The 25,559-nt window shown below is 45.8% G+C and carries 23 protein-coding genes; 11 read left to right on the plus strand and 12 right to left on the minus strand.

The genetic code is table 11. From position 1 onward, the window contains the following. Nucleotides 1–32: 32 nt before the first annotated feature. Nucleotides 33–1,424: an asparagine--tRNA ligase gene (gene asnS, locus NDI44_RS06205; protein ID WP_190412823.1), complete on the minus strand. Its 1,392-nt coding sequence runs from the start codon at nt 1,422–1,424 to the stop codon at nt 33–35. Between the two features lie 109 nt (nt 1,425–1,533). After that, a complete protein-coding gene (locus tag NDI44_RS06210; protein WP_190412824.1) occupies nt 1,534–1,911 on the minus strand; it encodes a DUF2203 domain-containing protein in 378 nt (125 codons plus the stop codon). A gap of 37 nt (nt 1,912–1,948) precedes the next feature. Here NDI44_RS06210 and NDI44_RS06215 point away from each other — a divergent pair, with 37 nt between their 5' ends. Then, the gene (locus NDI44_RS06215) at nt 1,949–2,230 is read left to right on the plus strand and encodes a DUF6439 family protein (RefSeq protein ID WP_190412825.1); all 282 of its coding nucleotides are present in this window, start codon (nt 1,949–1,951) and stop codon (nt 2,228–2,230) included. A 12-nt stretch (nt 2,231–2,242) separates the two neighbouring features. On the opposite strand, the gene NDI44_RS06220 is transcribed toward NDI44_RS06215, so the two are convergent. Both NDI44_RS06220 and rlmD read right to left on the minus strand, forming a co-directional pair. Next, entirely contained in the window at nt 2,243–2,692 is a 450-nt protein-coding gene (locus NDI44_RS06220; RefSeq protein ID WP_190412826.1) for an ATP-binding protein, read from the minus strand. Between the two features lie 446 nt (nt 2,693–3,138). Further along, nucleotides 3,139–4,566, minus strand: coding sequence for a 23S rRNA (uracil(1939)-C(5))-methyltransferase RlmD (gene rlmD, locus NDI44_RS06225; protein WP_190412827.1), 1,428 nt, complete (start codon nt 4,564–4,566; stop codon nt 3,139–3,141). 75 nt (nt 4,567–4,641) lie between these two features. Here rlmD and apcD point away from each other — a divergent pair, with 75 nt between their 5' ends. Beyond that, the gene (gene apcD / locus NDI44_RS06230; protein ID WP_190412828.1) at nt 4,642–5,127 is read left to right on the plus strand and encodes an allophycocyanin subunit alpha-B; all 486 of its coding nucleotides are present in this window, start codon (nt 4,642–4,644) and stop codon (nt 5,125–5,127) included. Between the two features lie 437 nt (nt 5,128–5,564). Continuing rightward, nucleotides 5,565–5,993 (plus strand): hypothetical protein, encoded by a 429-nt coding sequence (locus tag NDI44_RS06235; RefSeq protein WP_190412829.1) that lies wholly within the window; start codon nt 5,565–5,567, stop codon nt 5,991–5,993. A 271-nt stretch (nt 5,994–6,264) separates the two neighbouring features. On the opposite strand, the gene NDI44_RS06240 is transcribed toward NDI44_RS06235, so the two are convergent. Next, the gene (locus tag NDI44_RS06240) at nt 6,265–7,065 is read right to left on the minus strand and encodes a hypothetical protein (protein WP_190412830.1); all 801 of its coding nucleotides are present in this window, start codon (nt 7,063–7,065) and stop codon (nt 6,265–6,267) included. Between the two features lie 201 nt (nt 7,066–7,266). Between NDI44_RS06240 and NDI44_RS06245 the strand changes: the two genes are divergently transcribed. Together NDI44_RS06245 and NDI44_RS06250 are read left to right on the plus strand one after the other, a co-directional pair. Continuing rightward, complete coding sequence (locus NDI44_RS06245) at nt 7,267–8,856, plus strand: FkbM family methyltransferase (RefSeq protein WP_190412831.1); 1,590 nt, start codon at nt 7,267–7,269, stop codon at nt 8,854–8,856. 49 nt (nt 8,857–8,905) lie between these two features. Beyond that, entirely contained in the window at nt 8,906–10,615 is a 1,710-nt protein-coding gene (locus NDI44_RS06250; RefSeq protein ID WP_242037063.1) for an FkbM family methyltransferase, read from the plus strand. A 10-nt stretch (nt 10,616–10,625) separates the two neighbouring features. On the opposite strand, the gene NDI44_RS06255 is transcribed toward NDI44_RS06250, so the two are convergent. The 3 genes from NDI44_RS06255 to NDI44_RS06265 form a co-directional block, all read right to left on the minus strand. Further along, nucleotides 10,626–12,857: an O-linked N-acetylglucosamine transferase, SPINDLY family protein gene (locus NDI44_RS06255; RefSeq protein ID WP_190412832.1), complete on the minus strand. Its 2,232-nt coding sequence runs from the start codon at nt 12,855–12,857 to the stop codon at nt 10,626–10,628. 173 nt (nt 12,858–13,030) lie between these two features. Then, nucleotides 13,031–13,606, minus strand: coding sequence for a type IV pilin-like G/H family protein (locus tag NDI44_RS06260; protein ID WP_190412833.1), 576 nt, complete (start codon nt 13,604–13,606; stop codon nt 13,031–13,033). Nucleotides 13,607–13,727: 121 nt separating this feature from the next. Continuing rightward, nucleotides 13,728–15,062 carry a methyltransferase domain-containing protein gene (locus tag NDI44_RS06265; RefSeq protein ID WP_190412834.1) on the minus strand — a complete coding sequence of 445 codons (1,335 nt, stop codon included), beginning with the start codon at nt 15,060–15,062 and terminating at the stop codon, nt 13,728–13,730. 194 nt (nt 15,063–15,256) lie between these two features. Here NDI44_RS06265 and trxB point away from each other — a divergent pair, with 194 nt between their 5' ends. From trxB to NDI44_RS06285, 4 genes are all read left to right on the plus strand, one after another. Next, a complete protein-coding gene (gene trxB, locus NDI44_RS06270; RefSeq protein WP_190412903.1) occupies nt 15,257–16,639 on the plus strand; it encodes a thioredoxin-disulfide reductase in 1,383 nt (460 codons plus the stop codon). Between the two features lie 183 nt (nt 16,640–16,822). Continuing rightward, nucleotides 16,823–17,728, plus strand: coding sequence for an ABC transporter permease (locus NDI44_RS06275; protein WP_190412835.1), 906 nt, complete (start codon nt 16,823–16,825; stop codon nt 17,726–17,728). Nucleotides 17,729–17,822: 94 nt separating this feature from the next. Further along, on the plus strand, nt 17,823–18,368 hold the full coding sequence (locus NDI44_RS06280; RefSeq protein WP_190412836.1) for a hypothetical protein: 546 nt from the start codon (nt 17,823–17,825) through the stop codon (nt 18,366–18,368). Nucleotides 18,369–18,545: 177 nt separating this feature from the next. Next, nucleotides 18,546–19,445, plus strand: coding sequence for an ROK family protein (locus NDI44_RS06285; RefSeq protein ID WP_190412904.1), 900 nt, complete (start codon nt 18,546–18,548; stop codon nt 19,443–19,445). A 73-nt stretch (nt 19,446–19,518) separates the two neighbouring features. Here NDI44_RS06285 and NDI44_RS06290 read toward each other — a convergent pair whose 3' ends face one another. The 3 genes from NDI44_RS06290 to NDI44_RS06300 all read right to left on the minus strand — a co-directional run bounded on the left by NDI44_RS06290 (nt 19,519) and on the right by NDI44_RS06300 (nt 22,080). Next, nucleotides 19,519–19,935 (minus strand): hypothetical protein, encoded by a 417-nt coding sequence (locus tag NDI44_RS06290; protein WP_190412837.1) that lies wholly within the window; start codon nt 19,933–19,935, stop codon nt 19,519–19,521. Nucleotides 19,936–20,053: 118 nt separating this feature from the next. Beyond that, a complete protein-coding gene (locus NDI44_RS06295) occupies nt 20,054–21,727 on the minus strand; it encodes a CTP synthase (RefSeq protein ID WP_190412838.1) in 1,674 nt (557 codons plus the stop codon). A gap of 179 nt (nt 21,728–21,906) precedes the next feature. Further along, a complete protein-coding gene (locus NDI44_RS06300) occupies nt 21,907–22,080 on the minus strand; it encodes a hypothetical protein (protein WP_190412839.1) in 174 nt (57 codons plus the stop codon). Nucleotides 22,081–22,262: 182 nt separating this feature from the next. On the opposite strand from NDI44_RS06300, the gene NDI44_RS06305 reads away from it, so the two are divergent. Both NDI44_RS06305 and NDI44_RS06310 read left to right on the plus strand, forming a co-directional pair. Beyond that, nucleotides 22,263–22,814: a pyridoxamine 5'-phosphate oxidase family protein gene (locus NDI44_RS06305; protein WP_190412840.1), complete on the plus strand. Its 552-nt coding sequence runs from the start codon at nt 22,263–22,265 to the stop codon at nt 22,812–22,814. Between the two features lie 56 nt (nt 22,815–22,870). Then, nucleotides 22,871–24,646, plus strand: coding sequence for an N-acetylmuramoyl-L-alanine amidase (locus NDI44_RS06310; RefSeq protein WP_190412841.1), 1,776 nt, complete (start codon nt 22,871–22,873; stop codon nt 24,644–24,646). 90 nt (nt 24,647–24,736) lie between these two features. On the opposite strand, the gene NDI44_RS06315 is transcribed toward NDI44_RS06310, so the two are convergent. Next, a complete protein-coding gene (locus tag NDI44_RS06315; RefSeq protein ID WP_190412842.1) occupies nt 24,737–25,552 on the minus strand; it encodes an Rpn family recombination-promoting nuclease/putative transposase in 816 nt (271 codons plus the stop codon). Between the last annotated feature and the right edge of the window lie 7 nt (nt 25,553–25,559).

Here is a 25,559-nt window from a genome sequence, read left to right on the forward strand (position 1 = left end):
CAGTAGAGTGGGTATTGCCCACTCTACTGAACTTAAAAATCTACAGTCAATGGCGCACGAGGGAAGGGGATCACATCTCGAATATTGCCCATTCCGGTCATAAATTGTACTAAGCGCTCAAACCCCAAACCAAAGCCAGCGTGAGGAACCGTGCCATAGCGACGTAAATCGAGATACCACCAATAATCTGCTGGATTTAGCCCTTGAGCTTGAATTCGTCGTTCTAGCACATCCAGACGTTCTTCCCGCTGCGATCCCCCAATAATTTCGCCAATTTTGGGAGCGAGGATATCCATTGCGCGGACGGTTTTTTCATCGTCGCTCAAACGCATATAAAAGGCTTTAATTTCTACTGGGTAGTCGGTGAGGATGACAGGTTTTTTGAAGACTTCTTCAGCCAGATAGCGTTCGTGTTCTGACTGCAAATCCAAGCCCCATTTGACGGGATACTCGAATTTTTTATCGGCTTTTTCCAAAAGCGCGATCGCATCCGTATAAGCCAACCGTTCAAACTCGTTGTTAATGATATTGTCTGCTGTAGCGAGAACGGAGTTATCAATCCGCTGGTTAAAAAACTCCATATCTTCAGGACACGTATCCAGCACATACTTAAAAACGTGCTTCAGGAAGGCTTCTGCTAAGTCCATATTGCCTTCTAAATCGCAGAAAGCCATTTCTGGTTCTACCATCCAAAATTCTGCCAAGTGGCGAGAAGTATTGGAATTTTCTGCTCGGAAGGTGGGGCCAAAAGTATAAACATTGCTGAATGCCATCGCCATGACTTCCGCTTCCAGTTGCCCGCTGACGGTGAGATAGGCAGGGCGTCCAAAAAAGTCTTTGCTGTAGTCAATCTCCTGAGCGTTTGTGCGGGGGATATCCTTCAGGTTGAGGTTGGTGACGGTAAACATCTCTCCCGCCCCTTCACAGTCGCTAGCGCTGATAATCGGAGTATGAACCCAGAGGAATCCTCGCTCTTGAAAGAATTGGTGAATTGCATAGGAACAGGCGTTGCGGACGCGGAACACTGCGCCAAAGGAATTGGTGCGCGATCGCAAATGTCCAATTGTTCGCAAAAACTCAAATGAGTGACGTTTCTTTTGCAACGGATAGGTTTCGGGATCGGCTTCCCCATAAACTTTCACCGTTTCTGCCTTCAGCTCAATCCGCTGTCCTTTTGCCGGAGACTCTACCAGCACACCCGCAACTTCTACAGAAGCACCCGTGTTCAGCTGCTTGATGATGTTTCCATAATCTGACAAATCCGGATTGAGTACAACTTGAAGATTAGCCATTGATGAGCCATCGTTGACTTCAACAAAGGCACATTCTTTCAATTCTCGCTTCGTTCGTACCCAGCCTTTGATCGTCAGCGGCTCATCTGGCTGACCATTTCGCAATATGTCTGCAATCCGTCGAGTCACCATGTTGTTATCTGTTGTTATCTGCTAAGTGAAGGTTTCGATAGTTAAAGGGTTGAAAATTGAGGGTTGAAGCTTTAACTTTCAACTTGCCACCTTTTCAACCTGCTAACCCCTACCCAGCGCAGGACTTCAAGATCCAGCCTACAACAATGCCAAGTCCTGCAAAGCGGACAGCTTGCCAAAAAGGTTCTTTTAAACTGTCCCAAGAAAATAGACGACTTTCTAAGTTAAGTTCTATAGTATCCAGCTCTTCTTTGATGCGCCGCAGCTCGACTTGAAGTTGTCGCTGCTGGGAAAGCTTTTGTTCCTTTTTTATCTCGTCTAATCGTTCCTGGAGTTCTGCTTGCCGTTGCTTGTCTTGCTGCACTTGGGCATAGCGTTCTTTGAGATCCGCAAGCGAAGTCTCAACGTCCAAGAGCGATCGCTCAAATTGCTCTTGATCCCCAAGTGGGGAAGGTGATGGATCTGATCCTTTGGGACGGCGCGGCATACAGTAGAGTAGGGATAAATGCGAGTCTATCTTCAGTATGTCTCAACCGACCCAGCTTTCTAAAACCTCTGACTTGAACGAACTAAGTACCCTGGAACTCGCTCAAGCTCTGGCAGAACGTTTGAGTATTCACCCGAATGATTGGCATCGGCTCAAGTCTAACCGCAAAGTTCGCGCTGGCGAACAAGCCATCGCCGCACTGGTATTTCTCCTCAAAGATCAACCGGAAGAAGCGTTAGTGCGCTTTCAGCAGGCTTCTGGCTGGCTGGACAAATCTATCTCAGCACCGCCTTGCCCAACTCATGGACACAACCGTTAGAAAAGTCGGGCGTTAGAAAAGCAGGGGTTGCCGGAAGCGATTTTTGACTTGCTTGCAGAGTCTAAGTTCCGTTCCCTGGTGGTTCCAGTGGACTTGATCGAAGATTTGGTGGAGGATACACATTCCTCTGCCGCTTTCTGCTTCGTCGTCAGGGAGATGTTGTTCGGGGTCAGAATGGCAATCACAGGGGGGAGAAAAGCCCGTTCCTTCGTCTGAAATTACCCACCAGTATTGTCCTTCTACCATCGAAAAGCGGACGGACACGGTCTTACTGGGATCGAGCTTGTTGCCGTGTTTTGCTGCATTGACTAGCGCCTCTTGCAGCCCTAACCGAATTTCTGCTTGCCACCGAGATGGAATCTGAGCTAAGAGAAGATCCAGGACGGGACAAAGGTAGAGGGTAGAAGCGAAGCTTATCGTGCCCCAAGTTCGCCTTACCGGACGCTGTGAGATAGCAATCACTCAAAAAACCTCTAGACTTTCATTCAATAGAATTAACAGTCAGATGCCGAAGGGTATGCGCGTAGCGCTATACAGCTTTGATACGAGTAGTTTTAGACCCATCTTATGCGTACAACATCTCTTGCGTACAATCAGGTGCGTACAATCAGAGGAATCACGTAGATTCGAGATGATGTCCAGGCTTAAGTACACCTATCGCCAAGCATTAATCATTGCGTATTTGTCCGGTACTCTCTTTTTTTAATCGAGGATACCAACTACATTTTTCCGTTAGATTACTTGGCAAATTGCTAGCTTTCTGACGGATACGAATAACTTGCTAACTTCTGACCTCTAGAGGAGTGCTTTCTATCCTAAAAGTTGTAGGATAAACCACTTTCTCTATTGTAACAAAATCTTCTAAAAAAGCCACCCCGAACCTCAGTCAAGTACACTACAGAGGGCCGTCATTGGCGTACAAGAACGGCGGCACATTCAACGTGAGACGTTTGGGGAAAGAAGTCAGCAGGTTGTACGCGGGTTAGCTTATAGCCGCCCGATTGACACAATAATTTGAGATCGCGGGCTAGGGTAGCGGGTTTACAGCTGACGTAGACAATCCGACTCGGCTGAATTTCTAAGAGGGTTTCTAAGACATCACGACCGTCCTTCGGATGTCCTGAGCTAAAGCATCCTTGACGCGGGGGATCGAGCAATACAATATCTGGCTTCACCTCCAGCTTGGGCAACAACGTCTCTACGGTTCCCGTATAAAAGTTTACATTCGTGATGTTATTCAATTGGGCATTGAGAGTCGCTTGCTCGACTGCTTCTGGCTGTATCTCCAACCCAATCGCCTGCTTTACTTTCTGCGCCAACGGCAAGGTTAACGTGCCAATGCCGCAGTAGGCATCTACTAGCACCTCATTGCCTTGGAGCTCCAGTTCATCAGCGATCGCCTGTAACAGCGCTTCAGCTTGCTCTGTATAAACTTGAAAAAAGGTGTCGGGACGCACTTGGAACTGTAAACCCGCGAATTCCTCAAGCAAGTAAGGTTGTCCGGCGATACAGCGGGTTTCCCTGCCAAAAATTGCATTGGTGCGATCGGGATTGCAGTTCAGCGAGACGCCCACTAGCTGGGGGTACCGAGTTAACCACTCCTGAGCTTGAGCATCGATCCCGGCAAGATTCCAATCTTTGACGACCAAGGTTAGCAATATTTCGCCCGTGCGTCGCCCAATCCGCAGCCCCAAATGACGGATTTTCCCTCGGTGAAGTTTTTCGTCATAAATTCCCCAACCCCGCTCCTGGATGTCTTGCTTGACTTCTGCCAGCAAGGGATTCAAACGCGAGTCTTGAACCGGGCATTGATTCAAGTTAATCAGGTGGTGGCTGCCTTTTTGGTAATAACCTGCTTGGACTTGACCCGTAGATGACCGTTTTACCGGATAGGTCGCTTTGTTGCGATAGCCCAACGGATCGGCAGCGGCTAGGACGGGATCGACCGTTGGCTGGGCGATCCCGCCAATGCGTTCTAGGGCTTGGATCACCTGATTTCTCTTGGCTTCTAGCTGGTGTTGGTAGTCAATATGCTGCCACTGACAGCCCCCACACTTATCTGCCACAATGCAGGATGGACGGATGCGATCGCTAGATGCTTCCAAAATCTCGTCCAATTTGCCGTGGGCATATTGAGGTTTGACTCGCACTAAGCGTACGAGAACGCGATCGCCCGGAACCGTATCCGGGACAAAAACCACCCGACCTCCCAAACGACCCACCCCGTCACCGCTGTCACTAAGATCGCTGATGATTATTTCCACCAGTTGACCTTGTTGCCAAAGGTCTTCACCCGCCTCGCTAGAACCTGTATTTAGTGATTTTGTTAGTGACATATTATCTCTGTCTCTTTATTTGTGTCCCACGGACTCGTTAAACTACGAATGATATTCTGAATCATCCCGATAATCATGAGTGTAGTTAGCCAAGTTATTCTCAAAGCAGACGACGAACTTCGTTACCCCAGTAGTGGCGAACTCAACAGCATCAAAGACTTTTTGCAAACTGGCGCACAGCGGGTGCGTATCGCCAATACGCTGGCTGAAAATGAGAAAAAAATTGTTCAAGAAGCCAGTAAGCAGCTCTGGCAAAAACGTCCTGACTTCATTGCGCCAGGGGGCAATGCCTACGGGGAGCGGCAACGGGCGCTGTGCCTGCGGGATTACGGCTGGTACTTGCGTCTAATTACCTACGGAGTTCTTTCCGGTGACAAGGAACCGATTGAAAAAATTGGTTTGATTGGCGTGCGGGAAATGTACAATTCCCTCGGCGTTCCTGTCCCAGGCATGGCTGAATCTATCCGTTGCTTGAAAAAAGCCTCTCTCGACTTACTCAACGAGGACGATGCAATAGCAGCGGCTCCTTATTTCGACTACATTATTCAAGCCATGTCCTGATTCTATCGCTATCAAACAGAACATGCGATCGCGGGTGAAGAAGAATCTTTCTTCTTCACTTCTTGTCTCTATGCTTGTAGCGACATGCTTGTAACGACAAAAAACCGACAGTCTCTCTACAGAATCTGTCGGCTGGTCGTGTGTTCCCTATTGATGACTCGGCTAGAGTTCAGTCGTCTCTTAGTATGACCACTCAGCCATACAGGTAGAGCGATATCAATCATCTTCTTCTGTGATTGCGATCGCACAAGAAGATCGCTTACGAATGCGTAGGACAAAGTTGCAGGCGCAGTAGTATCTTGCGCGATCGCCCAAAAGACAAAAATCTCCCCAGCCTAAAAAAAGCCTAAAAAGGAGACCATAGTTTGCTAGCTCAGTGTAGACTCTTGGTACAAGATTGATACGCCAAAGGGAGCGCAACGAATGGAATGTCTTTCTTGAAAAGATTGCCTAGGGCAACCCTGGCGTTGCTTCTGGGTACTTATTGCGTATACGGCTGGTTGTTTTCCTTTACATATACCTGGGAGATTTTGCTGTTAGAGATAGGAGTAGCCTTGTTGATAGCTTTGGTTTTAACGGCTCCTATCAGGCTCTTAAGAATCTTTTTTGCCCGTTGGATGAATTCCGATACTAGAGCCTTCCTTTCAGTCATAACCGGAGCTTTGGCTGGGGTCTTCATCCTCACCTGGATTAATATTTTTGCCAATATTTTTGTTCTACTCTCAGCAGGTGCCCTAGCTAGACTAGACCTTCAAACTGCTAAATTCAATGCACTGCAAGCTTTTTGGATTCTCGTTGCCGTATCTTGGAGCGGGTTTGGTTTAGGCTTGATACTAAATCGTTTGTTGCTACATCCATCTTTTTAGCCAACGCCTCCATCAGCTTCTGTCTTGCGTTTAGTAGGCACAACACCATAGATTGCAGCCTATTGCGCCTTTAATTTCTCTCAATGGACACTGTAAATACCGTCACACAGGGCGAGTCAATGGGTGCTAGATTTCTGGAAACTAGAGTAAGCGTTTAACTGTCCTCTTGCTCTACAGCAGTCTTGCTGTGGGGCAGTTTTGTTTTTAGCTGCAAGCAAAGTCAAAGGTAGCGAACTCTTCTCTTGTCATAAAGTCTGTTTGCGCGATCGCCTTAATCTCTCTCCGGCAACTGGACTTTAACCTGTCCTTCCGGCGTAATAATGACTTTTCCACCCAGCGCCTCAATCCGACTGACGGCAACCTTCCGTGTGCGAGCGTCAACCGCATTCTGTAAAACCATTGTCCAAGCACCCACTTGAGCAAACTTGCTATTAGGATTTTGGGCTAGAAACTGTGCGGTTTGGCGAGAAATAGCTACTACATTCTGGCTTTCTGGATCGGAATACGTACTCGCCCATTCCGCTGCCTTTTCAAATGATTTCCTAGCAGCTTGGGCATCCCCTAAAAACAACAATTCATCAGTTCCTTTATAGCGCCAAACGTAATAGGATTTGGGTGGAGTTTGAGGTGTCAGTGATTTTAGTCCTTTCTCCATCAAGGCAACAGACCGTTCTGGCATTCCTGCATATAAAGAACTACTACCAGAGAGAAAAAAATATGCCTCCCGAAACCTGGGGTCACGGTCTATAATTATTTCAAAGTATTCCGGACTGATATTGTAGCCAGTAATTTGTCGTGCTGGATCATCACCAAAATATTGTGCAAACCCAAGAAATACCCAATTAGCAACAAGATTGTTAAATCCAAAACCGGGAACTTTATGAAACAGGTTGAGACGGAGTTTTTCTGCCTCTACTTCTTTGTTGAGCTGTTCTGGTAAAGCCGTTTTCGCTTTTGTACTGAGTTGATTTAATTGAGGTAATTGTACAAATCCAATTGCCAAACCACACAGCAGGGTAACTGCGATCGCACCGAGCGATTGATTTAAGTTTTGACGAAATTTATAAAGCATTTACATCGTCCTCTACTTAGAAACAGCAAACACTCTAACTGTTTGCTCAATCTTTGAGCCTATATCATTTGTAGCTAAACCTATATTTTTGTAAAAAATAGGCAATGAGCGCTCAATGGTAAATATCCTTGGGAATATAGTAGGATTTGATAAACTTATAAAATTGTGTCTTTTGTCCTATTGTAATTTCCTCTCTGGATTATGGAAAGTAATTTTGCTTCTGCTGATTCTTATTGGAAATATCTGGAAAAGGCTGGCGTTTCTCTTGAGTCAGATGCTTTGTCCCGTGTAGCCACCATTCTTGAAGGTACTTCTTGGGATGACCCTACATCTGCCCTTGATTTGAACAACTTTGCAGTAGTGGCACTGATTGAGGCAGAACAGTCCGAGGATTCATCTGTCCGATCGCTTTATGTTGAAATGGCGCTACAGGCATTAAATGCGGGAGTCGAGTTGGGTAATCCACTCTGTGCTGCTCATCTTGCTCTAGTTCTCGCCATAGTTGGAGAGATTGACCAAGCGACGCAAATAGGATTTGCTAACTTTATCGCTAACCTTCAACCTGCTTATGTTAATGATAAACCAACTGCTTTAGGTATAGTATATTTGCCTCCTACTTTAACAGAACTAATAGATACTCAGAATGATAAACTTACTAGAATACTGCATAGTGAGGATGGTTACAAGCAAGCACTTATATTATTAAGCGAAGCTTTATGTTATTCAAGTCTCGTTTTTTACAACGTCTCAGGGCTTCGATTTCTACATTTAGCTAATCATCTGTCGCCCAATTCCACTTCTGTTAATTTAAAGCTAGGGATATCTAGCTTGATGAACAATCAATGGGAAGGGATTTTATATTTGCAGCATGCTAGAGAAATAACACCAAATTCAGCAATTATTACGCAAGCTCTCTACCTGGCTTATCGAAATATGGGAGAGATAAAGATTGCAAATTTTTGGCTAGGTATTGGGCGCGATTGCGTCCGTCAAAATTCTAACTTTCTAGAGTGGCAATGGACTAAATTAGAAGCTGATAGCTTATTAACTTATGTGCCTTTTGAAAATAACTTAATACTAGCAGTTGAACCAAGTTTACGTAGTATTGTCACAAGTGTCCTACTTGCTGAAGGAGACTGGTTTGAAAAAGAAATGGAATTTTGGCGAAACTGGGTAAAACCCGGCATGACAGTTATCGATGTGGGTGCAAATGTAGGCGTTTACACTTTTAGTGCTGCTCTAAAGGTAGGGTCTGAAGGTTGTGTGCTAGCCGTTGAACCTTTTTCTGGTTGCGTTCGTTGTTTGCAAGAAACGTGTAGAATTAATGAGTTAAGTTGGGTTCAAGTATGTGCAGGAGCGGCAAGCGATCGCAATGGCACAGCCCGATTGTCTCTCCATACTGCTAGTGAACTTAACGAAATAGTTTCTAGTGATGCAGAAGCAACAAACCAGCATGGTGCCTTTGAGGAAGTTGACTGCTTTTCTCTTGACAGCCTAATTGAGCGTGAAAATGTCAAGCAGGTTGATTTCTTGAAAATTGATGCTGAAGGACATGAAATGAAAGTGTTAGAGGGAAGCAGCCAGATTCTCAGCGAATTTGCTCCTGCTATACTTTACGAAAATATTGCAGGGAATAAAAGCAGTAATCTAGCTGTTGCCGATTTTCTGACATCAAGAGGCTATCAACTATTTCGATATCAGCCTTACCTACAGCAGCTTATTCCAGTTAATTCTGCTGAAGATTTGCAAGGTAGATTGAATATAATTGCTTTGCACCCCCAGGAATTATAAAACCTCAGTCGTCAATAATTATTAAACACTCAAAAGCGAGGACTATAAAATGTCAGTTTTTCTTTCCAGTTTAAAGAAAAGCGGTCACTTGGATCAGCTCCACCTAACTATATGTAATGTTGGTTCTCGTAAATTAGGCAGCAACGATGACTACACCAGCCTTGGCTGGGATATCTTTGCACCTCGGCTCACTATATACGGATTCGATGCAGATGTAGATGCTTGTGATGAAGCGAACGCTGATCTTGAAGCTAGACAAATAAATTGGACAGAAAAACACATTCCCTTAGCACTGGGAAATTCCGTAGGAGAGTCTACACTCTATGTAACCAAACATCCCATGTGTAGTTCCTTATATCCACCCAATGAACCATATTTAGCTAGGTTTGGCGGACTTCCAGAGTTAGTAAATTTAGATTTTACTCTAGAAATTGAAGCTACAACTTTAGATGCTTTTTGTCAAGCAGAGGGAATAAATGAAATTGATTTTCTCCAGGTAGATGTTCAGGGTGCGGATCTGCAAGTTTTAGAAGGAGCTTCTGAGATACTAAAACGCAGTAATCTGGCTGTTCAAGTTGAAGTTGAATTTTCTCATTTATACGATAAACAGCCTTTGTTTGCGGATGTAGACACTTATCTCCGAACAAAAGGCTTTACATTATTTGACTTAGCTACTTCTTATCGTACTCGTGCGCGATCGCCAATTCGGTCAACCGTTCGTTCTGGGCAATTACTTTGGGCCGATGCTTTTTATTTTCGCGATCTAATTCGAGAGGATATTACTACCCCATTAAAGACACCAGAGCAAGTTCTGAAGTTAGCTTGTATTGCCGATATTATGAATTTTCCCGACTATGCTCTAGAGTTATTGGAGCATTTGACCCTGCAATATGGTAATGACAAAAAGTATAACTTTGCTGATAACATTGTTGAAAGTCTAGCTCAATTTCCCGCTCTAGTACAACAAGGATTAGCTTCGCTACCTATTGTTGCGAGTATCCAGGATTACATTCGTAGTTATGACCTAGATTCATTACAGGTAGATGCCATTTCTCAACCACAAGAGTTTATTTCTCCAGTTGGCGTGTTTCATTCCGAACACTATCAGCGACACAACCAGAGGAGATTAGAGCATCTTGCTAGTTTAGGCTTGGATATAGCCAGTGCTACTGTACTAGAAGTTGGAGCTGGTATCGGCGATCATACAAGCTTCTTTTTAGATCGTGGATGTCAAGTTGTTAGCACCGAAGCAAGAAAAGAGAATCTAGAAATACTTGCCTCCCGATACCCTAATATACAGGTAAGGCATTTGGATTTAGACAATCCAGACTCTACATTTAATGAGTTGTTCGATATAGTTTACTGCTATGGGTTACTCTACCATCTCCAAAACCCAACTGAGGCTATAGAGTTTATGTCTCGGTGTTGCCAAAAAATGCTTTTGCTGGAGACCTGCGTCTCATTTGGCGATGAAGAAGCTATCAATCCTTGTACAGAGATGGCAGAAAGCCCATCACAGGCTGTATCAGGTCAGGGTTGCAGACCTACCAGGAAGTGGGTGTATAACCAGCTTAAGCGATATTTTGATTTTGTTTATATGCCAGTTACTCAACCAAACCATGAAGAGTTTCCTATAGATTGGACTTCTCCCCCTCCATCGAACGGAGCTTTCACCCGGTCTGTATTTATAGGATCAAGACAACAACTGAACAGTCAACTTTTGATTGAAGATATTCCCATGAAACAGAAGCGTCATTAAAAAATAACTGTTAGCAATTGTTTTCAAGATGATTTGTCCACATTTGTTGGTAAGCTTCTTCCATCTCCTTGGTAAACTGTTTGGCGTTCCAAAGAGGAGCTGTTTGTTTTGATTGCCGCAATTGCCAGGAAATTTTTTGCCGCAGTACTGAATCTTTCCCTAAGCGAACGCCCCACTCCACATATTCTTCATCTGTCCAAGCAATGCCATCTGTTATGCCGGCATTTATCATCATGGTATAGCTGTTACGAGCAGCAAATTGCTGCCCAACTCGCGTCACCAAGGGAATACCCATCCACAGCGTTTCTAGAGTGGTGGTAGCTCCGTTGTAGGGGAAGGTATCTAGTACAACATCAGCAATTCCCAAGTTAGCTCGATGGGTTAGCTCTAAAGCAACATCGTCCAAAAACCGCAGGCGATCGCAATCTACACCCTCTTCTTCTGCAATCTGGATAAAGAATTTTTTTATTGCTTCTTTGTCAGCATTACCTTTAATCAAAAGGTAACTATTTGGCACTTCTTTGATGATTTTCATTTGCAGCCTTACCGTATCAGGATGCCGCTTGTAGCCTTTTTGTGCAGTGAGATATATCACTGCATCACTAGGAATATCTAGCTGATCCCGGCGTAGAGTTGGTACGCCTACCTCAAAACCATCAACTGCTACATAAGTTTGAGGTAAGCGCCAAATTTTTTCTGTATAGTAATCCTGGGCCGAGTCTGGTAAAACGTAAGGATCGGCAATGTAATAATCAATGGCAGGTATCCCTGATGCATCCCACCCCAACCAAGTAACTTGAATGGGAGCTGGTTTTAGCGCTACGACCTCACAGCTAAGGTCTAGTGTTATGCTGTCAAGATCAATTAAAATATCAATCTCATCCTGGTAAATTTGTTCAGCGATTTGCAGGCTATTTAGTCCAAGCTTGTATGCTTTGAAAGCCTGTTTAATATACCATTCTTGTACGGGATCGTATATTTCTTTATTGTTAATGAGATAGGCATGAACTTGAAAGTGCTTGCTATCATGGTAATTAAAAACCCATCTAGCCAACCAGCCAACAGAATGCATTCCTAAACAATGAGATAAATATCCAATTTTTAAAGGTTTAGTAGAAGTTTGGCTTTCTTTTTTATAGGTTCGTTGGCGATATCTCTCTACTGTATCTTTTGCATAAACTTGAATACTGTCTTGGCAAATTTGAGCAACTTGATTTTGGATTAAGCGATTAATGTTTGCTTCATCTCTAAAGTAAGGCAGAAAATAAGTTGTGCTATACAACCCCTGCGTATGAGACTGCTCTAGAGGGAAAGGTTTTTCCTCAATTAACTCTGATAGTAACGATTCGTGCTGTTGGAAAACCGAAAAACCTTCTTCCCAGTATCCACCAGCACTCATCAATCCTCGCACCAAGAGGTGACTTGTATAAACCTTTATTGGTAATGTTTCCGATAGCTCGCAACACAATTTAGCAGTCTCTATGCCCTTATCGTATTGACCACCACTTTGATACATAGAAGCTAGATGTGATAAAACTCCTATATTCTCAGCATCTAAGCGTAGACATAGCTCAAGAAGCCGTGCTGCCTGTAAGGGCTGCTTGGCAAAATAAGCAATTTCAATAGATGCACCTACTACTATATAGATGAAAGTATCAGCGTCATTCACATATGGTAAACAAGCTTCTGCAAATTCAATCGCTTGCGGTTCAAGCGAAGGGTAGTTTAAGACATTTTGCAACACCTGTAGCAATAGATCGAAATTAAATTCACAACCCTGTTTTGCTTGCAGGTACTCAATCAAGCCAAGGGAAGTCAAATCTTCGCCACTAAACTTTTCGAGTATGATAGAAAGTTGAATAATCTGCAACAAATTGTTAATATTAATAGGGCTTATTTCCCGGATATGTTGCCGGATCGCCCAAGCAATTGAATAGTCTACAAGTTCTTCCCTTCGCTCGGCTTCGATTTGTAGAACTTGCATCAATTCGTTAGTCCACAGATCTATCTGCTCTGGCTCACCCTCAGCTATTGCTACTAGCCAGGTTGTCTGAGCCTCGGCTTCTTGTCCCTGCAACAGCAACATCAGCCCCAAATGCCAGTAATGGGACTTTTCCTGTGGGTCCGCTTCTATTGCCCGTTCATACAGACTTGCAGCCTTACTGTATTCTCCTTTAATCAGACATTGATAAGCTTGCTGCTGCCACTTAGCCAGCTCAGTCAAATAGCATTCAGCATTCATAGGATATTTTTGTTTCAGGTAATATTTTTAGTTGGAAGTTCTAATCAATACGGCGACAGTTATTTTTAAGCAGCAACCATTGCATACACAGAACAAAGTGGGTAGAATGGCCTACCCACTCAAAAAATATCTAACCTAGTCTTGCAAAAATTGCCAGAGCCAGGATTTTTCTTCTACTTGGCTATGTCCTCATACTTGGCTGCGTTGCATGTTGGTGCTGTACCAGGTGCACCTATGGTTACTGCACCCACCGAACCTGAGTCACCACCAGCAGCAGGAGCCTTTTGACCTTGGCATAACACTGCTAGTGTGGTGGCTTCACTTGTAGCTGCTACTGTTCCCACTTGTACTCCACCTGCATATGCTCTGACCGTAGCTAGTCCAGCTTTTGCTGGCTGTGCAAGCTGGACTACAGAAGTGTTATTGCTGACGTTACCATTGAGCGAGTAGCTGTAATTTGTGGTATTAGTCGCAATACCAAGACCTAATTTACCGATGTCAGTAGTTTTGCCTACGAAATCTTGTTTTTCCAGGTAGTAGGCTTGTTGAGCGCGGTTGATGGAACCTACGTACTGCTTGGCTTCGGATTCTTTTGCTTTGTTGGCTTGGTTGAGGAAGGACGGCAGGGCAATAGCGGCCAGAATACCAATGATGATGATAACAACGAGCAGTTCAATCAGGGTGAAACCCTCTTCCTGCTTTTTCTGGTTCAGGTGCATCAGCAACTTGGCCTTCACATCGTTCTTCATGAGATGTCTCTCCTTGAGGTGCGGGGTGCTTGATTTCTCTCTTCTGGACATAACTTACCCACTTCCAATCGCTTTCATATCACCCTTGCAAAAAAAATTTTGTCATAGCTATGCGGAAGTCTTAAGTGGATCGCTCCAAAAGTACATATAGAAAGACTTCCAGCCTACCTAGAAGCTGCTTTACTTCGTTAAAAGCTTCCATTTCAGTCATGGGTTCCATGCTGACTAGGTTGAGGGGTTGGAGCTTGAGCCAACGTTCCACTAAGGACATAAAGGGGTGTTGTTCCTCCCATAGAGGTAGCAGACAAGCGATCGCGCTACTGTTTAGCAGGACGGGAGCTATGACTGAAGTAGTGATATACTTACTTATTTCAAATGGCTTCTGCTCGGCGAGGCACTTGAGCAGGTCTTCATGCACTTTTGGGTTTTTCAGCTGAGGATGCAGATGCACCTGTGCTGTTTGCCAGTCAGATAGCTCCCATTTATCGATAGGTACAGGGGAGTCTACCTGACTGGGGTGAGCGCACCAGAAGTCCAATAGCCGATGGGTAGGGTGTAGAAGTTCAAACAGATGTAGCCGTTCTTCTATGGAAACTTCTGGCAAACTCATAGCCCAGAAAGCAGGTAAGTTATCTGGCTCCTTGAATAAGTCTGTCACATCCCAAAGCCGCCAGTAAACCATGCTGACAAATTCTAGGTCTGCTGCTCTCAAAAGCGCAAACATTTCGGGAATTGTATATCCTTTGTCACCCACAAGAAGGTGATTCGATAAAAGTGATTGTTTCCCCTCTGGGGCTTCATAACCCGGATGCCAAGTTCTTACTTTGAGTTCTACTCCATCCTGTAGAGATTTCATTGTTTCTATGGCAATCTCTATTTCCATTTCTTCTGGATTCTTATCCATCAAGCCCATCATCTTAAATATTTCTTGGGCGCGAAAAAAACCAATTCTCTGAATCGAGCTATGTAGATTAGTACGAATAATTCCTTGGGGTTTAAGAACAGATTTCATTGCCCTTAAGCCCGCAGCTACATCAGGAACTAGGTATAGGACTTCATCATTATTTATGTAGTCAAATTCCATGCCTAGTTGAGGCAAATCGTAAATAGATAGAACATGAAATTCTGTATTAGCCTCAAATCCATGATGCTTTAAGCGTTGTCGAGCAAGTTTAACAGACTCTTCTGATATATCGATCCCAACAATTTTTGCTCCCGGATTTGCTTCTGCCAATACTAGGGATTTGTAGCCACTGCCACAGCCAGCATCTAAAATTACTTTCCCCTCTGTGTCTAAAACTTTTTGATTCCTTAAATAGTAAGAGGTAACCAAGTTATGAATATAAAGTCCATTAACGTCATCCTTGGGTGATTGATCTAGCGGGGTTCTCGGATAAGGAGAATTTTCAAATTGCTGGCGAATTTTTTCTAGTAACTCTGATGATTGGTCGTTCATTGGAAATGTCTCCCGATGCTGTAATTTGGCACGTCTGGGAAGTTGGGCAAAATCTAGTTCATGCCAGCACTCCCCTTCAAGGGTTCCCACTTTTAAGGCAAAACTATACTAGCGAGCGAAAGTTTTTTGCGCTCATTGCCTCACCAGCAGTTATACTAAAGCTATACGTAGTCGTTATGAGTTTGCATAACCCTATGACGAACCTAACTGTAGAGAACTTGGTGATTATTGGTTCTGGTCCTGCGGGATATACCGCTGCTATCTATGCGGCGCGTGCGAACCTGAAACCCTTTGTGTTTGAAGGCTTTCAGGCTGGGGGGCTACCTGGCGGGCAGCTGATGACAACGACGGAAGTGGAGAACTTTCCGGGGTTTCCAGAAAGGATTACAGGACCGGAGTTGATGGATCGGATGAAGGCGCAGGCTGAGAGATGGGGGGCTGAGTTAGTCACCGAGGATGTGATATCGGTTGATTTGAGTCAGCGTCCTTTTACTGTCCGCTCTGAAGAACGGGAAGTTAGAACTCATAGTATTGTAATTGCTACTGGGGCGACGGCGAAAAGGTTAGGGCTGCCCAGCGAGCATGAATTTTGGAGTCGCGGGATCTCGGCTTGTGCGATTTGTGATGGTGCGACGCCTATCTTCCACGGTGCGGAACTGGCTGTGGTTGGTGGGGGTGACTCGGCGGCTGAGGAATCAGTTTACTTGACTAAATATGGCGATCGCGTTCACATGCTGATTCGCGGCGACAAGATGCGGGCAAGTAAAGCAATGCAGGATCGGGTGCTGAATAACCCTAGGATTACGCTTCACTGGAATTCTCAGCCTGTGGATGTTGTCGGTGAAGATGGTCGGATGACCGGGATTAAGCTCAAACATACTCAGACTGGGGAAGAGAGTGTTCTCCCTGTTAAAGGATTGTTCTACGCGGTTGGTCATCAGCCCAACACGTCCTTATTTAAAGGGCAGATGGAATTGGATGAGGTTGGTTATGTCGTCACGAAGCCTGGTTCGGTGGAGACGAGTGTAGAAGGTGTCTTTGCTGCGGGGGATGTCCAGGATCGTGAATATCGTCAGGCGATTACTGCGGCGGGTACTGGGTGTATGGCAGCAATGTTGGCGGAACGATGGCTATCTGTTAATGGTTTGCTCCAGGAGTATCGTCAGCAGATACATACGTCTGAAGAGCCAGATACACCGGCAGATGAGCCTGGTGATAAGATAGCTGAGCTGAATCCAGAAGCGGCGTTTAACCCGCAGGCGACGAGGCATGAGGGTAGCTATGCGTTGCGGAAGCTATTTCATGATAGCGATCGCCTGCTGATGGTCAAATATGTCTCACCCAATTGCGGCCCTTGCCATACGCTTAAGCCGATCTTGAATAAGGTGGTGGATGAGTTCGATGGCAAAATTCACTTTGTAGAAATTGACATCGCGGAAGATAGAGACATTGCCGAGAATGCTGGTGTTACTGGAACGCCTACAGTGCAGTTCTTCAAGAACAAAGAATTAGTGGGTGAGATGAAGGGCGTTAAGCAAAAGAGCCAGTTTCGCCAAATGATTGAGCAATATGTCTAGCAAGGGTTTCAGGAATCAGGCGGATAGAATTCGCAGCTATACCAACAAAACCTGCTAGGCAAGGGTTTAAAATGAAGTCCGCGTAGCATCCGGACTTCGCTTGATAAAAGCGAAACAACTTCTGTTCCCTTCTTCTGAAGGGGGGTTGGCGTAGCCGCGATTTATCATCGCCAGGATATATTGATGACCCCGACAAAACTTCCCTTACCTCAACTTTTGCGTTTATCTGGGCGTCCCAGTCTCTCCATACAGATGATGCGGGTGGGAATTGTTATCACTTTGATGTTCGTGCTAATAGCTTTTCTCACTCCCGCATTTCAAGCTTGGGGATGGGTGCAAAATCCTTTGGAGTCCTTGGCTAACCCGATTCACGAGCCACCTTCGTGGCGTCATTGGTTTGGTACCAGTCGCCAAGGGTACGATGTTTTCTCGCGCACGCTATTTGGGAGTCAAGCGGCGCTACAAGTAGTTATCTTGGCAACCGTCTTGAGCCTTGTCATTGGGGTTCCGTTGGGTCTAGTCAGCGGTTATTTGGGTGGCAGGTTGGATCGGGTGCTGCTATTTTTGATGGATACAATTTATACGTTGCCAGGGCTGCTGCTGTCGGTAACGCTGGCGTTTGTAGTGGGACGAGGGGTGTTAAATGCCGCGATCGCGCTCAGCATTTCATACATTCCCCAATATTATCGAGTCGTCCGCAACCATACGGTTAGTGTTAAAACAGAACTGTTCATCGAAGCCGCTCAAGCAATGGGGGCAGACACTTGGAGGGTTCTCTCTCGCTACCTGTTTCTTAATGTGATTCAAAGCGTGCCTGTATTATTCACTCTGAATGCTGCCGATGCAATTTTGATTTTGGGCAGTTTGGGTTTTCTAGGGTTAGGGCTTGCCGATCAGGTTCCAGAATGGGGCTACGATCTCCGTCAGGCGCTGGATGCTCTGCCTACTGGCATTTGGTGGACAGCGCTTTTCCCAGGCTTAGCGATGACGCTGATGGTGGTAGGGTTGTCTCTGGTGGGAGAAGGATTAAGCGAGTTTGTGAATCCCCGGTTGCGGAGAGAAAATTGGAACCAAAAATCCCCTGAATAGAGTCAAATATTTTATCGGTAATGGGTAATCGAAACCTTTTTATACAATGACCCATTACCAACGATCCATTACCAATAAGCACTGCTGCTGAGATATGAAAGACAATATTTCTTTAATTGCTGCCGCTACAGGTGGTTTTATGTTATCTATTGCGATCGCTGGGATACTTAGGGCGGCACCTGTCACAGCTTTGAAGGTGCAAGCCAGTCCCAACACGGCCCAAGTATCGGATTTGCAGCTTAAACCTGTTTATCCCGATGAAACTGTTAGTTATACCCTGAATGAAAGGTTTTCTGTAAAAAATTCAATGCGCGTTCTTCCACAAATTAAGGGGGCGTTGAATAGTTTTCACACTCTGACGGAAAAAAGTAAATCTGCTTTGGGAGAAAAAGCCATCTCTGAGGTAGGGAATACTGATTGGGAAGTTCAAAACTTGGGCTTTACTAACTGGGTTGCTTCCGTTGAAGGGACAATTAAAAAGCAAGATTATCAGATGAAAAAGCTGGAGTTTGAATTAGCGAGAAAGCAGTATGAAGACAAAGAAATTGTAAAAGCAGTATTAGACCAGAAAGCGGTAAGTTATCAGCAGGCTAAGCAAGAATTTCAAAAGTTCTGGAATTCCTTTGAAATTTCAGACTGATATTAAGGGTCGTGGATTAAATAACTGACAAACTTCACCTTCTGTAGGGGCATTGCAATGCAATGCCCCTACAGAAGGAATTGGGACTTTATAAATCAGCTCTAAAGGTTGGGAAAAGTGACAAATGGCATGAATATAGATAAGTGGTATTAGTTTTTGGAAATTAGAAGAACGGTTGTGGTGAATCGGGAAGTAATTGGCATTGATCTGGGAGGAACGGCAATTAAGCTGGGGAGGTTCCGCGAGGATGGGACTTGCTTGGAGTCGTTGAGTGTGGCGACACCGCAACCGGCAACACCGACAGCGGTTTTGGATGCGATGATAGAAGCGATCGCGCATCTCGATCCGGAAAGACACGCGATCGCGCTCGGTATCGGTACCCCTGGTCCCGCCGATGCATCCGGTCGAATTGCTAGAGTCGCGATTAACCTGGCAGGCTGGCATGATGTACCCCTGGCAGATTGGTTAGAAGCCAAAACAGGTTTACCCACAGTTCTCGCCAATGATGCTAACTGTGCTGGGATGGGAGAAGCTTGGTTAGGAGCTGGACGCCATTACCGGAATTTGATTCTGCTAACACTTGGTACAGGTGTGGGGGGTGCGATTATCCTCGATGGGAACCTGTTTGTGGGTCATCAAGGTGCCGCCGCTGAGCTAGGATTAATTACCTTAAATCCAGAGGGTCCGCCCTGTAATAGCGGCAATCAAGGCTCTTTAGAGCAATATGCCTCAGTAGCCGCCATTCGCCGCCGCACGGGGTTAGAACCAGAGGAACTGGGCAAGTTGGCAAGGGCAGGCGACCCGCAAGTATTAGAATTTTGGCAAAGCTACGGACGCGATCTCGGTGTTGGATTATCGAGTCTCATTTATGTTTTAACGCCGGAAGCGATTGTCATTGGCGGCGGCGTTAGTGCAAGTGCAGAATTTTTCTTTCCGGCTGCACTTGCAGAAATTGAGCGGCGGGTGCTGAAGAGTTCCCGTGAGGGTTTGCACCTATTAAAAGCTGAGTTAGGCAACCAAGCTGGAATGGTTGGGGCGGCAAAATTGGCTTGGCAAATTTTGAAGACTGAAAGTTGAGGGTTGAGGGCTGGGGACTGAGGGTTGAGGATTGAGGAGTGTTAGTCTCAGCACTTGTCGTTCTCCCTACTGGTTAAAATGAGTGCCCGGTTTTCTGTTTGATATATTCCAAAATTTTCTGATAGCAATCCGGGTCATTCTGCTTGTTGATAATGATGGGAATAGCACTATTCGGCAACCAGAACGTGAGCCTACCGTTAGAAGAATAGGAAAAGCTACTGATACGGTTGAGATCGACTACATATTCATTCCGTTCATAACTAACTTTGATCCAAGATGCTGCCAGTGAATGGAAGCTAACTTGTTGAATATAGTCCATTACTTGCTGATAGCCATCCGGGTTACTTTGACGGTTGATAATAATTGGGATGGCACTATCAGGCAACCAAAAAGTTACCTTACCGTTCGGGGTGCAAGCGAAGGCACTGATGCGGTCAAGATCGATTACATATTCATTTCGCTCATAACTCACTTTAATCCAATACGCCACATGACCTCCTCACATTAAGGTGAGTTCTGGCACTGACAACGCTCCCCCGCGCAAGTGGTTGGTGGAAAGCAGGACGTGAAGCGATCGCTTTCCGTCCTGCTGTAATTGCCAGCAACTGTTAAGATACCTCAGCTGCTTGGAGCGTCGCATCTTCTTGGGTAGGCTGTGAGGAGTCAGAACGAGCGAGTCCGGGGTCAAGCTGGGCTAGTGCCGCTTGAATCAATCCCTGGAACATCGGGTGGGGATTACTGGGTCGAGAGCTAAATTCCGGGTGGAATTGGGTGGCAATAAAGAAAGGATGGTTAGGTAGTTCAATAATTTCCACTAATCGCCCATCCGGCGAGGTACCGCTGATCGCATAGCCGGTTTCTAAAAACAGGTTGCGATAAGCATTATTAAACTCATACCGATGCCGATGCCGTTCGTAAACCACTTCTTCTTGATAGAGCCGGAAGGCTAGAGTATTGGGCGCTAAACGACAAGCATATAGCCCCAAGCGCATCGTGCCGCCTAAATCCACCACATCTTGCTGTTCCGGCAACAGGTTGATCACCGGATTCGATCCATTCGGGGCAAATTCAGCACTATTGGCATCTTCTAATCCTGCGACGTGTCGCGCCCATTCAATCACCGAACATTGCATCCCCAGACACAAACCGAGGAAGGGGATCTGGTTTTTACGGGCGTATTCAATCGCCGCAATTTTGCCATCGACACCCCGAACGCCGAAACCTCCAGGTACTACAATGCCGTTCACACCAGCCAGGTAAGTTTCAGCACTGCCCGATTCGATGCTTTCCGAGCTAACCCAACGGAGGTTAAGGTCACAATTCATTGCGATCGCTGCATGGCGCAAAGCTTCCAACACTGAGAGATAGGCATCTGTTAACCTTACATATTTACCAACGATGGCAATCTCTATCCGGTGAGTTGGATGATATAGGCGATCTACTAAGATTTTCCACTGGCTCAAGTTGGGTTGGCGTTGCTCTAGTTGCAACAATTCTAGGGTTTGCTGTGCTAGTCCTTCCCGTTCTAAAATCAGCGGCACTTCGTAGATACTTTTGGCATCTTGGGCTGTAATCACGCACTCGACGGGAACATCGCAGAACTCTGAGATTTTTTCTTTGAGTCCTGGGTGTAGAGGGCGATCGCATCTACAAACTAAAATATCCGGTTGAATCCCGATCGACCGCAATTCCTTCACCGAATGCTGCGTCGGCTTGGTTTTCATCTCCCCTGCTGAGGGAATCCACGGCATCAGGGTTACGTGCATATACAGAACGTTATGACGCCCCACATCTTTGCGGAACTGACGAATTGCTTCCAAAAATGGCAGGGATTCAATATCGCCCACCGTGCCGCCAATTTCCGTAATCACCACATCCGGGTTAGTATTTTTGGCAACTCGCTGGATGCGATCTTTGATTTCATTCGTAATATGGGGAATTACCTGGACGGTGCCCCCCATATAATCGCCACGACGCTCTTTATTGAGTACCGCTTGGTAAATCGAGCCAGTTGTGACGCTATTGAGCCGAGACATGGACGTATCGGTGAAGCGTTCGTAGTGCCCCAAGTCCAAATCCGTCTCGGCACCATCTGCCGTTACGAACACTTCTCCGTGCTGAAAAGGACTCATCGTCCCCGGATCGACGTTAATATACGGATCTAATTTCAGGATAGAAACCGAATAGTCACGCGACTTCAGCAAGCGTCCTAAACTTGCTGCTACAATTCCCTTGCCGATACTGGAAACCACGCCGCCGGTGACAAAGACAAACTTAGTCATAAAATGCTTAAAAGAAGAGCCATGTCGGCAACCCACCCCGTTAATTGTGCCACAGTCTTAACGAGTTGTTCGTTGCTTGTTGTTTGCAGTCTGCGATCGGTGATCGCTGGTTTGTAAAACCTTGGCAGAGTGGCTTTGTTGGCTGCCTTATCACCTATCCTATAGGAACGATAACAAGGCTAACAGTTGCTTTGCGATCGCTTATAGGCCTTCAAACCCCTCAAAGGACTGACGACGGACAATTCCCACGCTTGGGCGATCGCGCTTTTGGTACGGTTTAACCCCTGAGTGACACTATTTTTGGCTTTGACTGAGTACCTCCCGACTTCGCTTCTAGCATCTGGGATTAGCACTTTGCCTTTACCGGAAGTTAGACGAAATCGATAGCTTCGTTCCTTTCAATGCCATCAATCCCACTCGTTTTCCTGCCAATTAGATTCTAAACTATTGATACCTGGTAATGCTTCGAACTCTGTAAATTGCTTGATAATTAAAATACTATTAACTGGATAATCGGTGGGCTAAGACACTAGACATGGCTAAAATTTACGATGAATTAAATCAGAATCTCCGAGACTTTATTCAGGAGCAGAAAATCTTCTTTACCGCGACTGCACCGAAAGAAGGTCGGATTAATTTGTCGCCTAAAGGAGTAGATACTTTCCGCTGTATTGATAATAATACAGTGGCTTACCTTGATTTAACTGGGAGTGGCAACGAGACCTCCGCTCATTTACATGAACCAGGAAATGGGCGGATGACGATCATGTTTTGCAGCTTTTCTGAAAAGCCTTTAATTCTTCGTTTATACGGTCAGGGAAAAGTAATTTTTCCAAGACATGAAGCTTGGGACAAATTTTATTCCTTGTTTACGCCAATCTTAGGAGAACGTCAGATCGTGGTACTTGAGATAAAATCAGTACAAACTTCATGCGGATATGGCGTGCCCATTTATGAACTGAAAGAAGAAAGAAAAACTATCAGAGAATGGGGTGAAAAAAAAGGGGAACAAGGAATCTTTGACTATTGGTGCGAAAAGAATCAAAAGAGTATCGATGGACTCCCCACAAAACTTTTACAAGATTAAAGAAACTTTTTTACTAATTTTATCCTCTAATTGATGTAAGGAACTTAGGATTTAACATGAGAAACATCCTGGGATTGGCTGTATTAGGGGTGGTTATGGCAGCACCAGTATCGGCAAAACAATCTCTTTACGTTTCCTATCCTCCTGCTAGCCATAAAACCACAGCTGACCGAATTTTCTTAATTGGCACAGCTCCACCGCCCGGAAAAGTGTTGGTAAATGGGAAGGCGATCGCGCGGAGCAAACAGGGGCATTTTGCTCCCAGTTTTCCGTTAAAGCCGGGAGAGAACCTCTTTACGGTGAGCTATCAAGGTCAAGCCGTCAAACTTAAAGTTACGCGGGCTGCCGCCCACCCTGAGCCACCAAAGGGGTTGGCATTTGCCAAAGATTCCCTGACTCCATCGCAGGATCTCGCCAGACTACCGGGTGAATTGCTATGTTTCGGCGCGGTTGCTCCTGTTGAGGCCAATGTTTCCGTCAATTTGGCGAATCAAACGATTCCGCTGACTAACCAACAGCAGGTTGTACAGCTACCAGCGAATTCTGCTGCCTTAACCGCACAAAATCAGCCCTATGCTGTCGCTGGGGCAGGACACTACCTGGGTTGTGCGGCAGCGGCGGCGGCGGCGGATTTGGGTCGTCCCCAGTTCAAAGTAGAAAAAAATGGGCAGATTGTGAGTCAGGAGGGACCGGCGAAGATTCAGATTCTCTCTCCAGCACAGCTAGAGGTGGCTGAGGTGATTGTTGATGCCGGGGTCGCCCGAACCGGGCCAAGTACAGATTATTCTCGCCTGACACCGCTGCCGAAAACTACGCGAGCTACAATTACAGGTCGAGACGGGGAATGGGTGCGCTTGGACTATGGCGGCTGGATTAACAGTAAAGAAGTTCAAATTGTCAAAGGTTCGGTGCCACCGCGATCGCTGATTCGCAGTATTCGCGCTCGGAAGATTGCCGGTGCTACAGAAGTCATTTTTCCCTTACAAGTGCCGGTACCGCTCGTTGTGCAGCAGGGCGATCTCACGCTGACATTAACGCTGTATAACACGACGGCGCAAACGGATATCATTCGCCTCGACCCCGATCCCGTTATTTCTCGCCTGGATTGGCAACAGGTCGCCCCAGAAACCGTTCAATATACGTTTAATCTCAAATCCGCCCAGCAATGGGGTTATACGGTGAGATATGAAGGCACGAGCCTGATTTTATCTCTGCGCCATCCCCCTCGTCTCACCTCTGGCCCCTCCCCTCTCCGTTCTCAGTCTTCCAACAAGCCTTTATCTGGAATCAAAATTGTTCTCGATCCCGGACATGGCGGTGAAGACAGTGGCGCAGGAGGGCCAACCGGCTATCCCGAAAAAGAGGTGACGCTCACCATGTCAAAGCTGATCGCCACTCAGCTAATTGCACGGGGTGCCACAGTGTACCTGACGCGGGAAGTTGATAAGGCGGTGTCGCTGCCAGAACGGGTGGCAATTATTGACGCAGTGAAACCGGCAATTTCGCTTTCAATTCACTACAATTCCCTCCCCGATGAAGGAGATGCCCAGAATACGCAGGGTTTTGGGACTTTTTGGTATCATCCCCAAGCCCACAGCTTAGCGATGTTTCTGCATAACTACATCGTGACTCAGGCGGGGCGTCCTTCCTACGGCGTTTTTTGGGATAACTTAGCCCTCGCGCGTCCTGCCTCTGCACCCTCTGTATTGCTGGAATTAGGTTTTATGAGCAATCCGGAAGAATTTGAATGGGTGGTCAATCCGCAAGCGCAGCAGAAGATGGCGGCAGCGATCGCAGAAGGCGTCACCCAATGGTTCAAAGTCGCTCGGTAAATACTCTTGTCGGCAGTAGGCTGGGTATGGGCATTCCATTTGCCATAATTTGGGTAATGAATTCCCATCCCAGCAATACTAATTAAGTGCCTAATCGGAAGTCTTCGCTTCTGCGGCTTGTTTGGCTTGCTCAATTGTCAAACTTAAAGCCTCTGCGACCTGTTCCACAGTCAACCCTAATGCCAATAATCGAGGCACTGCTTCTAACTTAGCTTTCAGTTCACCTTCTTGCAGTCCTTCTTCTTTAGCTTCCTGCATGACATCTTGAAAGTATCTAGTCTGCTTTAACTCACTGAATCCAAACATTGCTTCCATCTCCTGGCGAGTCATTTGTGGAAACTTGTACAAGACTATTGTCTCAATCAACTCTATAAGTTGCCGCCTGACCCCTTCATCAGCAATTTCTTGGCTGGCTTTATTAAGTAACTGCCTTGCCAAGTCAGCGGCTTTCTTTTTAGTCTCTACAACTAATTTCACCACGCCCACGCCAAGAGATCGATCTGCCGCTTCTCCTAATTCATCTAAATATATCCGTCGAATTCGCGGGCTTGTCAGTAATTCTCGATACTGGGGCTTCACACCTGGATCTAGGCTTTTGCTTCTAAAAATTACCACTCCTCTCCAATCGTTAGCTCGTTCGTATTGAGATAGGTAAAGGAAGATTTCTCCAAAAAAACGCTGATAAAATCTTTCGTCGCGTTGAAATTGTACTTCTACAAAATAAATGGGTTGGTCAGCAGAATCGTCAGAGGGTAGAAATAAACCATCGAGGCGAAAGGCGGTTTGTTTGACTTCAACTGAGGTGAATTGATAGGTGTTGCCAGTTGATTCTGGTTGCCCAATCAATTCAAAGAAGATGCTGGGAAAAGTTTGAAATAGTTGATAGAAAATACTGTCAGTTTTCACGCCTTCA

It is taken from the genome of Trichocoleus sp. DQ-A3 (genome assembly GCF_039961975.1).
Taxonomy (GTDB): Bacteria; Cyanobacteriota; Cyanobacteriia; order Cyanobacteriales; family FACHB-T130; genus FACHB-T130.